General features: G+C 67.6%; 14 protein-coding genes. 8 read left to right on the top strand and 6 right to left on the bottom strand.

Annotation, left to right across the window (positions count from 1 at the left end; genetic code table 11):
• Positions 1-20 precede the first annotated feature (20 nt).
• Positions 21-590 carry a hypothetical protein gene (locus JKL49_RS18585; RefSeq protein ID WP_215342553.1) on the top strand — a complete coding sequence of 190 codons (570 nt, stop codon included), beginning with the start codon at positions 21-23 and terminating at the stop codon, positions 588-590.
• 8 nt (positions 591-598) lie between these two features.
• On the top strand, positions 599-1,009 hold the full coding sequence (locus tag JKL49_RS18580) for a hypothetical protein (protein WP_215342551.1): 411 nt from the start codon (positions 599-601) through the stop codon (positions 1,007-1,009).
• A 67-nt stretch (positions 1,010-1,076) separates the two neighbouring features.
• Here JKL49_RS18580 and JKL49_RS18575 read toward each other — a convergent pair whose 3' ends face one another.
• Together JKL49_RS18575 and JKL49_RS18570 are read right to left on the bottom strand one after the other, a co-directional pair.
• Positions 1,077-2,423: a vWA domain-containing protein gene (locus tag JKL49_RS18575; RefSeq protein ID WP_215342549.1), complete on the bottom strand. Its 1,347-nt coding sequence runs from the start codon at positions 2,421-2,423 to the stop codon at positions 1,077-1,079.
• A 22-nt stretch (positions 2,424-2,445) separates the two neighbouring features.
• Entirely contained in the window at positions 2,446-3,411 is a 966-nt protein-coding gene (locus JKL49_RS18570; protein WP_249778114.1) for an AAA family ATPase, read from the bottom strand.
• Positions 3,412-3,570: 159 nt separating this feature from the next.
• Between JKL49_RS18570 and JKL49_RS18565 the strand changes: the two genes are divergently transcribed.
• From JKL49_RS18565 to JKL49_RS18555, 3 genes are read left to right on the top strand one after another with little or no spacing between them, the layout of a single operon-like run.
• Positions 3,571-4,200: a cupredoxin domain-containing protein gene (locus JKL49_RS18565; RefSeq protein ID WP_215342546.1), complete on the top strand. Its 630-nt coding sequence runs from the start codon at positions 3,571-3,573 to the stop codon at positions 4,198-4,200.
• 1 nt (position 4,201) lies between these two features.
• Positions 4,202-6,553 (top strand): putative bifunctional diguanylate cyclase/phosphodiesterase, encoded by a 2,352-nt coding sequence (locus tag JKL49_RS18560; protein ID WP_215342544.1) that lies wholly within the window; start codon positions 4,202-4,204, stop codon positions 6,551-6,553.
• 11 nt (positions 6,554-6,564) lie between these two features.
• Complete coding sequence (locus tag JKL49_RS18555; RefSeq protein WP_215342543.1) at positions 6,565-7,800, top strand: hypothetical protein; 1,236 nt, start codon at positions 6,565-6,567, stop codon at positions 7,798-7,800.
• Between the two features lie 156 nt (positions 7,801-7,956).
• On the opposite strand, the gene JKL49_RS18550 is transcribed toward JKL49_RS18555, so the two are convergent.
• A complete protein-coding gene (locus tag JKL49_RS18550) occupies positions 7,957-8,592 on the bottom strand; it encodes a methylamine utilization protein (protein WP_215342541.1) in 636 nt (211 codons plus the stop codon).
• Between the two features lie 173 nt (positions 8,593-8,765).
• On the opposite strand from JKL49_RS18550, the gene JKL49_RS18545 reads away from it, so the two are divergent.
• Together JKL49_RS18545 and JKL49_RS18540 are read left to right on the top strand one after the other, a co-directional pair.
• Positions 8,766-9,644 (top strand): DUF3034 family protein, encoded by an 879-nt coding sequence (locus JKL49_RS18545; protein WP_215342539.1) that lies wholly within the window; start codon positions 8,766-8,768, stop codon positions 9,642-9,644.
• On the top strand, positions 9,644-10,129 hold the full coding sequence (locus tag JKL49_RS18540) for a group I truncated hemoglobin (RefSeq protein ID WP_215342537.1): 486 nt from the start codon (positions 9,644-9,646) through the stop codon (positions 10,127-10,129). The genes JKL49_RS18545 and JKL49_RS18540 overlap by 1 nt, the downstream gene beginning before the upstream one ends.
• Positions 10,130-10,199: 70 nt before the next feature.
• On the opposite strand, the gene JKL49_RS18535 is transcribed toward JKL49_RS18540, so the two are convergent.
• Positions 10,200-12,443 carry a TonB-dependent receptor gene (locus tag JKL49_RS18535; protein WP_215342535.1) on the bottom strand — a complete coding sequence of 748 codons (2,244 nt, stop codon included), beginning with the start codon at positions 12,441-12,443 and terminating at the stop codon, positions 10,200-10,202.
• A 153-nt stretch (positions 12,444-12,596) separates the two neighbouring features.
• Complete coding sequence (locus JKL49_RS18530) at positions 12,597-13,475, bottom strand: alpha/beta fold hydrolase (protein WP_215342533.1); 879 nt, start codon at positions 13,473-13,475, stop codon at positions 12,597-12,599.
• Between the two features lie 170 nt (positions 13,476-13,645).
• Here JKL49_RS18530 and JKL49_RS18525 point away from each other — a divergent pair, with 170 nt between their 5' ends.
• Positions 13,646-14,323 carry a TetR/AcrR family transcriptional regulator gene (locus JKL49_RS18525; protein ID WP_215342531.1) on the top strand — a complete coding sequence of 226 codons (678 nt, stop codon included), beginning with the start codon at positions 13,646-13,648 and terminating at the stop codon, positions 14,321-14,323.
• A gap of 3 nt (positions 14,324-14,326) precedes the next feature.
• Here the strand turns inward: JKL49_RS18525 and JKL49_RS18520 are convergent, their stop codons facing one another.
• Complete coding sequence (locus tag JKL49_RS18520; RefSeq protein WP_215342528.1) at positions 14,327-15,409, bottom strand: Rv3169 family protein; 1,083 nt, start codon at positions 15,407-15,409, stop codon at positions 14,327-14,329.
• Positions 15,410-15,535: the final 126 nt, after the last annotated feature.

The raw sequence follows: 15,535 nt of genomic DNA, 5'->3' as shown, positions 1-15,535 counted from the left end.
GTTAACAGGAGGGCTGACACATGTTTCGATCCATCGCCGCGCTCCTGAGCGCCGCCCTGCTGCTGGCGGCTCCGGCGGCCGTTGCGCAATCGAGCCAGCCCACGCCCGTCGTGGCCGCCGGCCCCGCGCCGGCTGTCCCCTGGTGCCCGCCTGGCCAGACGAAGACCGCCGCCGGTACGTGCGTGGCTGCGGCGCCTGCGCCGGCCGCCAAGCCGGCCCCCACGGTTTATCAGACGGTGGGCGGTGTTCGCACGGCCGTCGCAGGTCCGGGCGCGGCGCTGGCGAAGTCGCAGACGCCGGTTCTCTCCGCCAAGCCGCCAACGCCAGTCCTCTCCGCCAAGCCCGTCGCGGCGCCGCCGACGACCTACGCCAAACCGCCCGCTGCAGCCCCGGCGATCGCCGCCTCGCCGATCCCGGCCGCCAAGCCGCTCACCATCGCGGTCGGAGAGCCGAACGGCGACTGCACGACCCGAGCGCCCAACCTGATCCATGACAGCCGCTCGCCCAGCGGCTGCGCCCCGTGCCCGGGCGGCCGCGTGCCCAACGCCGACCGCCAGGCCTGCGTCATTCCCATTCCCCGCCGGTATTGAGACCCGCCATGCGCACCCTGCTGATCTCCGCGACCCTGCTGGCCCTGGCCGGCGCCACGCCGGTCCTGGCCCAGTCCTACGCCCACGCGACGTCGCAGTATGACGACCGGCAGGACAGCCGCTACGAAGACCGTCAGGCGCCGCAGTCCTTTGATCGAGGCGGCCAGGCCTATGACGGACGCGGCGCCGCGCCCGGCGGCGATTATGGCTATCAAGACGCGGGCCAAGGCGGTGGCTACAGAGACCAAGGCGCCTATCGCCAGGACCGCTACCGCCCCGCCCCGCGCCACCACCACCGCCGGGCCAGCGCGGCTGTCAGCCGCTACACGGCCTCGGGCCGCCCGGTCTATTACAACGACGGCATGATCCGCACGGGCCGCGACTTCCCGGCCGGGACCGTGGGACTCAACGGGTACTGAGGGCTCGTCTTTCCTTCTCCCGCAAGGGGAGAAGGAAGCCGGGTGGCGAAACTGATCGGGTACCGTCCTAGTTCGGGATGTAGGTCCGCAGCACGTCCTCGATGATCCGTTCCAGTTGGCCGAGCGTGTTGCAGGGCTTGGCCACGTGGCAGAAGGGCAGGTAGCGCTGCATGACGCTGTCGCCCTGGCCCCAGTAGCTCTCGGGTTCGGGGTTCAGCCAGATCATGGCGCGGCAGCGCTTCTGGATCGTCGCGAACAGATCGACGCGGGGGTCGGCGTAGTTTGACCTGGCGTCGCCCAGGAAGATCACGGTGGTGTGGCGGTCGATCTGGTCGAGGTGCAGGTCGCAGAAGTCTTCCAGGCTCTTGCCGTAGTCGGTCTGCTGGAAGCCGATCTTCTTCAGGACCTCGACGATGGCGGTCTCGACCTTATGCTCGTCCATCACGTCGTTGACGCTGATCATCCGGCCGGAGAAGGCGAAGGCCTCCATGCGGTCGACCACCTCGTTCAAGCTATAAAGGAAGGTCAGCAGGAACTGGGCGGCGGCGGCGACGGATTTCGAGACGTCGCAGATGGCCACGATGTTCGGCTTCTCGACCTTCTTGGTCTTCCAGACGATCTCGAAGGGCATGCCGCCATAGGCCATGGACTTGCGCAGGGTGCGCCGCACGTCGAGATGGCCCAGCTGGGCCTTGCTGCGGCGGCGCGAATAGCGGTCTGCCAGCCGCTTGGCCATCTTCTTCACCAGGGCCTGCATCATCACCAGGTCAACCGGATCGATGCCGCCCTCGGCGTTCAGCGCCTTGCGAGCCAAGAGCTCCTCGCGGAGGTTCTTGCCGCTCTCCGAGGCATAGAGTTCATGCTGGCGGTCGACGAAACGCTGGGCCTCTTCGGTCAGCGCCTTCTTGCCGGACTCCAGGCGCGCGACCAGGGCCTGGCTGCGGGCGTCCTCCAGCTTCTTGGCCGCGGCGATGATCTGCTCGATCTCCGACAGTCCCATCTCCTCCAGCATCCGCCGGGTGAGGCGGCTGCGCTGGGTGGAGAGCCGGATGGAGGAGACCTGGGCCCGCTCGGCGGCGGCCTCCATGGCCTGGGCGAGCGCCGAGACGTCGCCGTTCAGCAGCATCTGGGCCAGTTCGGAGTTCTGGACTTCCGGCGGCAGACCCTCGGGCTCGCCGTCCTCGCCGGGCGGCGGTCCCTCCATCTGGAAGGTCTCGCGGGCGAAGAAAGTCTCGAAGGTCTCGTCGAAGCGGGTGACCTCGTCGGCGGTCTTGGCCAGGGTCGCACAGAGCGCGTCCTTGAACAGCTCGCGGTCGGAAAAGCCCACAGCGGCCACCGTCAGGTGCGCGTCGATCGCCTCGACGGGCGAGACCTTGACGTCCGCGGCCCTCAGGGCCCGGAGGAAGTCTTCCATCGCGCCTTGCATGGCGGGGCCCTCAGGCCAGGGGCCGGCGGATCAGCTCGACGATCTGCGGCTCCACGGAGGCGATGTCCTGCTCGAACTTGAGCAGCACGTTGAGACTGTCGCGCACGACCTCGCCGTCCAGGCTCTCGGCGTTGAGCAGGATGAGCGCGCGGGCCCAGTCCACGGTCTCGGAGATCGAGGGCGACTTGCGCAGGTCCAGCGTGCGCAGGGACTGCACGAAGCTCACCAGCTCGTGGGTCAGCTTGGCCTCGATGCCGGGGACGCGGCTGGCGACGATCTTCCGCTCCAGGGCGGCGTCGGGCAGGGGGATGTGCAGGTGCAGGCAGCGGCGCTTCAGGGCGTCGCCCAGATCGCGCACGTTGTTGGAGGTCAGGAAGACGATCGGCGGGGTCTTGGCCTTCAGCACGCCAAGCTCGGGGATCGAGACCTGATAGGCCGAGAGCACCTCCAGCAGGAAGGCTTCGAAGGCCTCATCGGACTTGTCGATTTCGTCGATCAACAGGACGCAGCCGTCGTCTTCCCGCAGCGCCTTCATCAGGGGGCGGGGCTCCAGGAACTGTTCGGAGAAGAACAGGTCGCCGATGCCGTGCAGGCGATCCATGGCCTCGTCCATGGTGCCGCCGGCCTCGGCCAGCTGAGCGCCCATGCGGTCCTTGAGGATCTGGGTGTAGAGCAGCTGCTTGCCGTACTTCCACTCGTACAGGGCCTTGGACTCGTCCAGGCCCTCGTAGCACTGCATGCGGATCAGCGGCAGGCCGAGCAGGGCGGCCGTCGACAGCGCCAGTTCGGTCTTGCCGACCCCGGCCGAGCCTTCCACCAGGATGGGCTTCTGCAGGTGCACGGCCATATAGAGGGCCGTGGCGATGCGGCGCGAGGCGATATAGCCGACGCCGGCCAGCCCTTCGATCAGGGCGTCCACCGAGGCCATGGGGCTGCTGGCAGCGGCCGAATATGCCGCCGTAGCTGAAAGGGTCAAAGTCGTAGCTTTCAAAAATTGGCGCAAAGCACGCCGGAGAGAACGTCAATGCCGCCAGTGTGCCAAGCCGCCCGCCCCTTGTGCAAGCCTTCGCGTGGTCGCGGGCGAGTCCGGGGGCGCTTTACCTGGGCTTCACACCCCTGAGTTATGGCTAACGTCATGCGCCTACTCCCGGCCCTCCTGCTTGGGCTGCTGGTGGCAGGCCCGGCCTGGGCCGGCGACCTGGCGGTCAGCCTGAAGACTCCGTCCGGCAAGCCGGTGGCGGAGGCCGTTGTCACGGTCGCTCTGGCGCCGGGCGTCCCACGCATGCCGATCAAGTTCCCCTGGGCCTACCGCATGGCCCAGAAGGACATGAGCTTTTCGCCTTTCGTCCTGGTGGTCCCGGTGGGGGCGGAGGTGGCCTTCCCCAACTTCGATCCGGTGCTGCACCACGTCTATTCCTTCTCGCCGGCCAAGCCCTTCGAGCTGAAGCTCTACGGCCGCGACGAGACCCGGAGGGTGAAGTTCGACCGCCTGGGCATCGTGGCGGTGGGCTGCAACATCCACGACGACATGACCGGCTACATCCGCGTCGTCGACACCCCCTTCGCGGCCAAGACCAATGCAGCCGGCGAGGCGGTGATCACCGGCCTGCCCGCCGGGCCGATCACCTTCACCGTCTGGCATCCCTATCTGAAGGCGCCCCGCAACGAGGTGGCCCACACCGCGGTGATTCCCGGCGCCGGCGCCGCGCGCCAGGGCCTGATGATCGACCTGCGCGCGCCGCCCATGAAGCACGGGGGCTACTGAGGTGGAGTTCGTGCTGCGCCGCCTGGCGATGTTCAAGTTCCTGCGCACCAAGCTGACCCTGCTGTACGCGGCGCTGTTCGGCGTGACCCTGATCCTGATCTCGGTGGCTGTATTCTCTGCCATTTCCAGCGCGGCCCAGCACCAGGTGCGCGGCGAACTGACCGCCTCGGGCACGGTATTCGACCGTGTCTGGTCGCTGCGATCGGAGCAATTGCGCCAGGGCGCCTCCCTGCTTAGCCGCGACTTCGGCTTCCGCGAAGCGGTGGCCACGCGCGACCATGCCACCATCGTCTCGGCCATGGAGAACCTGCGGGCCCGGCTGCGCATCGACCTGGCCTTCATTGTCGGCGTTGACGGCCAGGTGACCGCCGCAGACACCAGCCGCCTGAGCCTGCGCGCCGACGACCTGGTGGCGGCCATGTACGAGTCCGACTCGCCCTCAGGCATCTTCGTGCTGGACGGTACGCCCTACCAGATGATCGCCGTCCCGGTGATGTCGCCCGATCTGATCGGCTGGGTGGTTTTCGCCGCCCGCTTGGACCAGACCGAGATGACGGCCCTGGAGCGCCTGGCCGCCATTCCGCTGGACGCCAGCGTGGCGCACCACACCAAGGACGGCTGGGTCACTAGCGAGGCGATCAGCAAGGCCGATCTCGCCGATCTGGGCGCCTTCATCGACAAGGCCACTGCGGCCAAGAGCACCGCGCCGCGCACCCTGCAGACCTCGGCCGGCAAGGCCATCGCCCTGGTCAAACCCCTGCCGGTCCTGACCGGCGGCGAGACCGCCGACCTGGTGCTGAGCTATCCCCTGGCCCGCGCCTTTGGCCCCTATCGCCCACTGCTGGCGATCATCGCCGGGTCAAGCCTGCTGGGCCTGCTGCTGGTGATCTACGGCAGCTGGACCCTGGCCAAGAGCGTCACCCGCCCGATCTCGGCCCTAGACGAGGGCGCGCGGCGGCTGCAGCGGGGCGAGGACGCCCATGTGGCGGTCGACAGCCACGACGAGATCGGCCGCTTGGCCGAGAGCTTCAACATCATGGCTACCGAGATCCGCGAGCGCGAACGGCGGATCACCCACCTTGCCCACCACGACGCCGAGACCGGCCTGCCCAACCGCCTGTCCCTGGAAAAGGGCCTGGATATCCTTCGGCAGCCCGGGGACGACGGCCTGTTCATCGCCGTGCTGGGGGTTGATCGCTTCGCCCATGTACGCGGGGCCATCGGCTATGCGCCGGCCGCCCAGGTGATCCGCGAGGTCGGCGAACGGCTGGCCAGTCTGCAGCCGCGCGGCCTGGTGGCCAGGCTCTCCACCGACGTCCTGGCCCTGGCCTTCGAGGCGGCCGGCGAGAGCGCGGCCGAGGCCCTAATGCTGCACCTGCTGGGGGACCTGGAGCAGCCCCTGCACATCGGCGGCGACGCCATCGACGTGGCGCTCACTGTCGGCCTGGCGCCGGTGCGCCCGGGGGACCCGCCGGGCGCGGCCATCGAGCGGGCCAATATCGGCTTCGACCAGGCCCGGGGCAGCCGGCGCAAGATCGCCTTCTTCGACGCCGAGGCCTATGGCGACCCGTCCTCCAACCTGGCCCTGATGAGCGGCATGCTGTGGGCGATCCGCTCGGGCCATATAGAGCTCTACCACCAGCCCAAGTTCGACCTGCGTTCCCGCACCGTCAACGCTGTGGAAGGCCTGGTGCGCTGGCGCCATCCCACCCGTGGTCTGCTGCGACCCGACCTGTTCATCCCCATGGCCGAGGAGACCGGCCACATCCGCACCCTCACCGACTGGGTGCTGCGCCAGGCGATCGAGGATCAGGCCAAGCTCGCCAAGCAGGGCCACATGGTCGAGATGTCGGTGAACATCTCCGGCCGCCTGCTGGGCGACCGTGACTTCGCCGACCTGGTGGACCGCCTGGCGCCCACGGCGGTGGGGAAGCTGTGCTTCGAGATCACCGAGACCGCCGTCATCGAGAACCCGGACATCGCGTTTGAGGTCCTGGACCGCTTCCGCGAGGCCGGGGTCTCGATCTCAATCGACGACTTCGGCACCGGCCTGTCGTCGCTGGCCTATCTCAAGCAGATCCGCGGCCAGGAGCTGAAGATCGACCGCTCGCTGATCAAGGACGTCACCGAGAGCCAGCGCGACGCCCTGATTGTGCGCTCCACCATCGACCTGGCCCACAGCCTGGGCCTGAAGGTCACGGCCGAGGGGGTGGAGAAGGCCGATGCTTTCCAACTGCTGGCGGCCATGGGCTGTGACGCCATCCAGGGCTACCTGATCGCCAAGCCCCAGCCCCTCAATGAACTTTTGATCTTTCTGCGCGACGATCACGAGACGAAACGCAGCTTCGGCTGACGGGGGACGCCGTGAGGCAGGCAGTGGCAGGGGTCGGCGTGGTCCTGCTGGCGTTCGGCGCCGGGACCGCCCACGCGCAATCCAACATCTTCGGGCCAGAGACCCTGCACGGGATCGCCGACCTGCGGCTGTCGGCGGCCAATGGCGAGACCAGCTGGCTGGACGGCGGGACCGGCAAGACCAGCGCCTCGGGCGATGATGACGGCCTCTCGCTGGCGGGCGCCGCCCTGGAATGGAAGCCGCGCTTCAACTTCGCCTTCAGCGGCGTGGTCACCGCCGAGCTGCAGCCCAGGCTCGACCCGCAGGTCGATATCGGCGAGGCCTATCTGAAGTTCCGCGGACCGCCCGCGTCCTGGGGCCGGGTCTCGGGCCGCGCGGGCCTGTTCTATCCGCCGGTCTCCATGGAGCACGACGGGATCGCCTGGACCAACCCTGACATGCTGACCGCCTCGGCGATCAACAGCTGGATCGGCGAAGAGGTGAAGGTGGGTGGCGCGGAGGCCACCCTGGACCACCGGTTCGGCGACCATGAAGTCTCGGCGACGGTGGGAGTCTTCGGCTGGAACGACACCGCCGGCACGCTGCTGACCTTCCGAGGCTGGGCCCTGCACGAGGTGAAGACCGGCGCCGGTACCGAGTTCGAGCTGCCGCCGCTGTCGGCCTACATGGCGCCCAAGCAGGCGCCCGACACCTATCCGGTTCTGGAGCTGGACAACCGCGCGGGCTTCTACGGCCGTCTGGAGTGGCGCCCGCCCGCGCCGGTGGTGCTGAACGCCACCTATTACGACAACGCTGGCGACCGCATCGCCGTGCAGGACAAGCAGTGGGCCTGGGAGACGCGGTTCCTGAATGTCGGGGCCAAGATCCAGGTGGATGAGCGGACCAGAATCCTGGCCCAGGCCCTGTCCGGCGAGACCCTGATGGGCTATCGCGCGGCCGGCGGCCACTGGGTGGATATGGGCTTCCACGCCGCCTACCTGATGGCCAGCCGCAGCTATGGCGACAACCAGCTCTCGGCCCGGGCCGACTGGTTCGAGACCAACGACCGCACCTACAAGGTCGCCGACAACAATGACGAGACCGGCTGGGCCCTGGCCGCGGCCTGGCGCCAGCACCTCAACGACCACGCGTCCCTGGTGTTCGAGGCCCTGCATGTGCAGAGCGACCGGCCCGCCCGCGTGCTTGCGGGTGTCGCGCCCAAGCAAGACCAGACGGTGCTGCAGTCGGCGTTGCGGCTGAGTTTCTAGGCGGACGCGGCCCGCCCCTTTCCGCTCGTCCCGGCGAAGGCCGGGATCCAGGTGAAGCCCACTCCGATCTCAGGAGAAACCGAAGGTCCGCGTGGGACGATCTCTTGCGGCTCTGAATGAATCTGGGTCCCGGCCTTCGCCGGGATGAGCGGGAATTTAGTGGATCATGCTCATCGCGCCAGGCGCGGGGCGCAGGTCGACGCTGACGTCCTGGCGGCCGCCGGCGGCGGGGATGGCGATGGTCTTCACGACTTGGTTCTTGGCGGTCTTCACATAGGGCTGCCAGACGGTCATGACGGCGTTTCCGGCCGGCGCGTTGCGGATCAGGGCGAAGCCGTCGGCGCCGGTCTTGGCGGCGTAGGCGGTGTCCACCACCACCACATAGGCGATCATCTGGTCGTGGATGTTGCAGCCCAGGGCCACGACGCCGGCCTTGTCGAACAGCACGCTGCGGCTCTCGTCGCGGCCGTAGAGCTTCAGCTCGAACTTCTTGGTGGGCGAGAACGAATAGACGTGGTGACGGACATTGTCCTTGTTCGGGAAGTTCACATTGCTGCCCACCGGCACGATCAGCACGAAGGGGTTGAAGCTGATATTCTGCTGGGCCACCGAATAGGGCCAGGTGAACTTGATCGGAGCGCCCGGCGCCCCTCCCGCCGCGGGCTTCAGGGTGACCACCGCGTCCTTCACCGGCTGGCCCTGCGCGTTGCGCACCACCACGGAGAGGTCCCCGGCCAGGGCCTTGGAGGAGAGGGACAGGGCGGCCAGGGCCGACAGGATCAGTGCGCGCATGAGGCCAGCATCGCCCACGCCCGTCGCCGTGGGGTTAACGCCGCGCCGGTCTAACTTGTCGCAGGGGGGAGATGTGGCGGGCTCAGGGGTGAACCTTCCATCAACAGGTCTGCTGCATGCATTCCATAGGCGCACCGCCGAGTGTCGGGATGCTGAGGCACGGGGAAGGGTTGATGACAAACAAAGCGCGGGTGGCTGCACTCGCCCTGGGTCTGGTCATGGTGGCAAGTCTCGCCCAGGCCGCAGACATGGAAACCAGCGGCAAGCTCTTGCTGACCGGCGGGGTCACCAATGTCGAGGGCGCGGGCGGCGGCGGCCTGGCCACCTGGGCCACCATCACCGGCTATGAGACCGTGGACGAGTGGGGTGCCAACGCCCACGCCACCCTGGTCCAGCTGCCCGACTACCAGTTCCGCGCCGGCGGCGTGTCGGTGGGCTTCTACGATCGCGTCGAGGTCTCCTACACCCGCCAGTCCTTCGACACCGGCGACACCGGCGCCAAGCTCGGCCTTGGCCAGGGCTTGACCTTCAACCAGGATATCGTCGGCGCGAAGGTCCGCGTCCTGGGCGACGCCGTCTACGCCCAGGACAGCTGGGTCCCGCAGGTCGCGGTCGGTGTGCAGTGGAAGAAGAACGACAAGGACGCCATCATCAAGGCCATCGGCGGCAAGGATGACTCAGGCGTCGACTACTACGTCGCCGCCACCAAGGTGCTGCTGAACCAGAGTCTGGTGCTGAGCGGCGCCCTGCGCGCCACCAAGGCCAACCAGACCGGCCTGCTGGGCTTCGGTGGCGCCAAGAACGACGACTACAAGGTCCAGTTCGAGGGCTCCGCCGGCTACCTGGTCTCCAAGCGCCTGCTGATCGGGGCGGAGTATCGAACCAAGCCTGACAACCTGGCTGGCCTGAAGGAGGACGACTGGGTCGACCTGTTCGCCGCCTACGCCTTCAACAAGAACCTCTCGGTCACCGCGGCCTATGCCGACCTCGGGACCATCGCCACCTTCAAGGACCAGCGCGGTCTCTACCTCTCCATCCAGGCAGGCTTCTGATGTCGAACCTCCGTACCCTGATTATCGCCGCAGGCCTGACCGCCGCCACCCTCCCGGCCTTCGCCGAGGAAAGGCCGGTCGATCCCTACTCCCAGTCCAACGCCAACGCCGGGGCGACCCCGTTCACGGGCGAGCAGATGCTGGCGGCCTTCCACGGCCGCGAGGGCGTGGCCCGCATCGTCGACGGCGCCCTGGATCGCAGCGTCGCCGATCCGAAGCTGGAGGAGATCTTCCACGCCACCGACATGGAGCGCCTGCGCCGCACCCTGAAGGAGCAGATCGCCTACCTGCTGGGGGCGCCGGTGGACTATACGGGCCGCGACATGAAGACCACCCACAAGGACCAGGGGGTCAACACCGCCGAGTTCAACATCCTCGTCGAGCACCTGCAGCAGGCCATGGACAAGGAAGGCGTCGCCTATCGCTACCAGAACCAGCTGCTGGCCAAGCTGGCCCCCATGAAGCGCGACGTCGTCACGCGCTGAGAGGGTGGCGCAGATACAAGAAAGGCCCGGGCGAGCGCCCGGGCCTTTTTCGTTTGGATGTAAGGCGTCCCTAGTACTTCAGGGTCACCGTGGCCATCACGGTGCGCGGGGCGCCGAAATAGGCCGTGCGAATGCCGCCCACCGAGGAGAACTCCTGGGCGTCGGTCTTGTAGACCTCGTCAGCGAGATTCTTACCGTAGATCCCGGCCGACAGGTTCCGCTCCGAGTTCTCCCAGACGATCTGCGCGTCGTAGAGCCAGTAGCTCGGCTGGAAGATGCCGGGGAAACGAACCCGGGTGGTCAGGTTGGCATTGTCGATGGCCAGCGCCATCTCCGAGCGGTAGCGGGCCTGGGCGCCGACGCTGACGAAGCCGGTGTCGCCGAGATCCCACTCGTAGCGGCCGGCCAGGCGGGCCGTCCATTCCGGCGAGAAGGCCGGGGTCTGCCACGAACGGTCCAGGGTGGTGAAGCCAGTGGCCGGGGCCACGGCGGCGCGCTGTTCGGAGAATTCTCCGTACTCGGCGTGCAGATAGCCCACCTCGGCGTTCAGGCTGAGGCCGGCGATCGGGTTGGCCGCCAGTTCCAGTTCGGCCCCGTAGATCTTCAGCTGGCCGGCATTGAGCACCGTGAAGTCTATGGCCGGGATCGGCTGGGTCGGCGAGGTGACCGAGTGGCCGACGCGGGCCTGGAAGTCCTGGTAGTCGTTGTAGAAGACCGTGAAGTTGGCCCGGGCGCGCTTGTCGAACAATTCGGTCTTCACGCCGGCCTCGTAGGAGATGGCGGTCTCGGGCGCGTAGGGCTGTTCCTCGCCCGGCGTGTTGGCGCGGCCGTTGAAGCCGCCCGACTTGAAGCCCTTGGAGACGCGGCCGTAGAAGAACACATCGTCCGTAGCCTGGTAGTCTAGGCTGACCATCGGCGAGACGTCGTCCCAGGTCTCCTGGGCCTTGAAGGCGAAGGTCCCGTTCAGCGCGCCCAGGGTCGAGAAGGTCGAGGTGGTGCGGGCGTACTTCTTCTCTTCGTTGGTGTAGCGGACGCCGGCCGACAGCCGCAGCTGTTCGGTGAGCGCGTAGCTGGCGTTGGCGTAGGCCGCCCAGCTGGTGGTCTTCAGGTCGTCGTCCACCGTGCGCAGGAAGCTGAAGGGCGCGGTAAAGGCGCTGGCGTAGGCTTCCTGATGGGACTTCACGTTTTCCCGCAGGTAGTAGACGCCGCCGACGACCTGCCAGGGGCCTTCGTTGTAGGCCAGCTGCAGTTCCTCGCTCGCCTGGTCCTGGTCGACCGAGACCCGGGCGTCGGTGAGCTGCAGGGCGGTGGCGTCGAAGTCGATATAGTCGTCGCTGTCGAGGTTGCGGTAGGCGGTGATCGATTTCAGCGACAGGCTGTCGGTGAGGTCGTAGCCGACCGTGACGGCGGCGCCCCAATGCTCGAAACGGGTCTCGTTGGGCAGGCCCGGCGTCGTCGTGGTTCGGAAGTTGTATTCCGGAATGGCCAGCGGGACCGGATACAGCACCGGGCCGAAGGCCGAGGTCAGGCTGTTCTGGGCCTGGCCGACGGTGAGGCCGGACTTATCCTTGGTGTAGTCGGCCGAGGCGTTGACGCGGAACCGGTCGTTGGGCGTCCAGGCCAGGGCCACCCGGCTCGCGAAGGTGTGCTTGTCGTTGTATTCCTGGCCGTTGACCGGGTCTGTGACGTAGCCGCCGCGGGCCGAGCCCATGGCCGCGAAGCCCAGCGCCAGGGTGTCGCTGACCGGGCCGGAAAGGGCGAGCTTGGCTTCGAACAGGTCGTAGTTGCCCACGCTGACCGAGCTCTGCGAACGGACGGTCTGGTCGGGCTGGCGGCTCACCAGCTTCAGGGCGCCGCCGATGGTGTTCTTGCCGTAGAGCGTGCCCTGCGGGCCGCGCAGCACCTCGACGCGGGCCAGGTCCAGCAGGTCGAACTGGGTGCCGCGGATACGGCTGTAATAGACGTCGTCCACATAGACCCCGACCGCGGGGTCGAAGGTCTGCAGGGCGTCGGGCTGGCCGATGCCGCGGATATATATGTTGGTGGAGTTGGACGATGCGCGGCCCTGGACCAGGTTCAGGTTCGGCACGGCGCCCTGTAGGTCGGTGATGGCCGTGGCGCCCTGGCGCTGCAGGGTCTCGGCGGAGAAGGCCGAGATGGCGACCGGGGTGGACTGCAGGTTTTCCTCGACGCGACGGGCGGTGACCACCAGCTCTTCGACCGTGCCGGGGGTAGCGGTTTGTGCGTAGCCCTGGCCGGCGAGAACGCTCCAGGCCGCGCCCGCGGCGAGCGCGAGCTTCCAATTGGATTGCATGTGTCCCTCCCATGGCGCCCGGACGGACGCCTCATTGAGCGTGACCGTGACCCGGCGTCAGGGGCGGCGTCAATTATTCATTCACCGTAGAGTGAATTTCGGACCAGACGCTTTTCGACCGATGCAAGCGGGCCACAGGGCCTTCCGCATGCGTCAGCTTGCGGCGGCGAAATAGGCGTCCAGCGCGGCCATGGACTGGGGCTCTTCCAGGGTCGGGGCGTGGCCGACGCCGGGGATGTCGACCCGGACCGTGTGCGGGATAAGGGCGCTCATCCGATCCGCCACAGCAGGTTCCAGAATGTCGGAGTCGGCGCCGCGCACCAGCAACAGCGGCTTGGCCGTGGCCATGCTGATAAACAGCGGCCAGAGGTCAGGCGCGGGCATGGCGGGCGCCGAGGTGGGAGCGACCTTGAAGACGTCGGAGATGGCTGGGTCATAGTCCAGAGCGAATCCCTTATCCGTCTCTCGGAACACCCGCCGGGCGAAGCGGTCCCAGTCGGCGTCGGTCAGGCTGGGCAGGGCCTCGCCGTTGACGGACCTGGCGTAGGCCGCAGCGTCCGCCCAACTCGCAACCTGCGGCGCGCCGCCCACATAGCCTGCGATCCTGGCCAGGCCCGCCGCGCCGACCTCCGGCCCGACGTCGTTCAGCACCACGCCTGCGATAAGGTCCGGGCGTAGGGCCGACAGGGTCAGGGTGATCAGCCCGCCCATGGAGGTGCCGATGAAGTGGGCGCGGCTGATCCCACTCTGCTCCAGCAGGGCGATGACGTCGCCCGCATAGACCAGCGGATTGTAGTTGAGCGGATTGGGATCCCAGGCCGAACGCCCGCGGCCCCGAACGTCCAGGGCCAGGACCCGGCGACCGGCGGCCGCGATACGCGGGGCGACGACCTCGAAGTCCCGGGAATTGCGGGTCAGGCCGTGCAGGCAAACCACCGCGGTCCGGGCCGCTCCGTCGGCGGGGGGGTAGTCCCGTGCAAACAGGGGGAGGCCGTCGGCGCTGTTCCATGTTCTCATCGCGGCTTCGGTCATGGCGGGCTCCTGCTGTAGGAGGACAGCACGCCGAGCCGGGGTTCAAGTCAATCACTCAGCGTTGAATGAACATTGACATGCCAACCGCGCGCGTCACGCTCCGGGATCGCCTTTGAGACTTAGGCGCGTCGCGCCATACTCAAAGCGCGAACCGTTGGGGAAGACGCCACATGGCGACCGCGCTGCAGTCCAAGGCGCCGGGCAAGACCCGGGCCCAGAAGAGCTTCGAGACCAGTGAGCGCATCCTCGACGTGGCCGAGGCCGCGTTCTCCCGTCACGGCTTCGACGGGGTCACCCTGCGGGCGGTGGCCAAGAAGGCCAAGGTCGATACCGCCCTGTTGCACTACTATTTCGACTCCAAGAAGGGCCTGTTCGACGCCGTCTTCCTGCGCCGCGCCGAGGTGCTGAACAAGGACCGCATGGAGGCGATGGACCGCTATGAGGCCGAGGCCGGCGACAACATCACGGTGGAGGGCGCGGTGGCGGCCTTCCTCAACCCGGTGCTGGAGCGCTGCGCCAACGCCGGTCCCGAATGGCGCGCCTATTTCGCCCTGGTCGGGGTGGTCAACAACACGCCGGTCTGGGGCGGCGAGACCATGACCCGCTACTTCGATCCGGTCATCCACCGCCTGATCCGGGTGGTGCGCCGGGCCCTGCCCTATGCGCGGGAGGAGGACCTGTTCTGGTCCTACCACATGCTGTCGGGCAGCCTGACCCTGACGCTCGCCGAGACCGGCCGCATCGACACCCTGTCCAAGGGCCTCTGCCGCTCGGAAGACATCGCCGCCGTCACCCCGCGGATGATCGCCTATGCGGCCGCGGGGTTCCGGGCGGTGTGTAAGAGCTAAGCCCTAAAGTCCATAGGGCCGGTAGGGCCCGGCGATCAGCTGCTCGAACACGCCCATGCCCTTCATCGGCTCTTCGCCCGGCGTGGTGAAGGTCACGCGGCTGAGCGCCTGTATGTGCCAGTTCTCGGGGCTGGCCATGTTCGTGGCGGCCAGGTCGATGTCTTCGCGGGCGACGGCCAGGTCGCCCTTGTAGCCGCCGTGCCGCCATTCCGGATGACCATAGCCGATGCCGCGCATCAGGAAGGTCAGGAAGGGCTCGAACGTCACGCTGGCTGAACCCTGGGCCAGCGGGATGTTCAAGGTCCCACCCTGGGCGTGGCGGGTGCCGGGGATCATGGTCACATCGTCGATCTTCGCATGCTCGCTGTGATAGCCGCCGCCCTCGCCCGCGCCGTCGGGCAGGATCACCGCCCGGGTGTTCCAGGGGGCGCCGTCGGAGTCGGCGTTGACGTGGAAGAAGACGCTGCGGTCGGCGAAGTTCAGCGGGGTCCACTGCCAGAAGAAGCCGGTGATGGTCTGCGGCACGGCCGGCTGCGGATCGGGCGCGCCGATCGGCCGGATGCCCCAGGAGCGGTCACGGGTGCCGACGCTGCCGGCCGCCAGGGTGACGCGCTTGCCGTCCACCTCGATCCAGCCGGTGCAGCGGACGTTCTGGGTCAGGCGGGTATAGTCCATGAAGGCGCGGGGCCCGTTGCGGCGGGTGAAACGCGGCTCCTCGATGGGGAAGGTGCGGCCCTCGAAGACGAGCTCCGCGGCGACGCCCTCCGACAAGGCGACGGTCACTTTCAGCTTCTGCAGGGGCTCCAGCACCTCAATGGTGATCGGCCCGCAGGCAAGCTCCATCCGCTCGCTGTTCAGAACGCGGCTGACATGGAGGCAGTGCTCCACTCCGTCGCGCACCACGGCGAAGTGGGCGTCGGCGATGTTGAGGTTGGGATAGACCCCGAAGGCGACGGCGAAGAACTCGGTCCCGTCCGGCTGGTAGCCGTTGAAGAAATAGCGGTCGTAGAAGTTCCGGTCGGTGCCCGAATAGGCGATCGGATCCGGAGTCTGGTGGATCGGGAAATCGTCGGCCTTGGTGAGCATGGGCGTATCCTCCGGGCGCGTGTTTTCGTTGTCGGTATTGCCGCCGCGCGTGTCAGGGCAGTATCAAGTGAACAAAGATAACAAGACAAGGGAGAGCGTCGATTGCTGCCCTCGCGTAAGCTTACG

This window comes from Phenylobacterium glaciei (assembly GCF_016772415.1).
GTDB classification, from domain to species: domain Bacteria; phylum Pseudomonadota; class Alphaproteobacteria; order Caulobacterales; family Caulobacteraceae; genus Phenylobacterium; species Phenylobacterium glaciei.
Note: the sequence above shows the minus strand (reverse complement) of the source record. Positions and strands in the feature narration are given on the sequence as shown.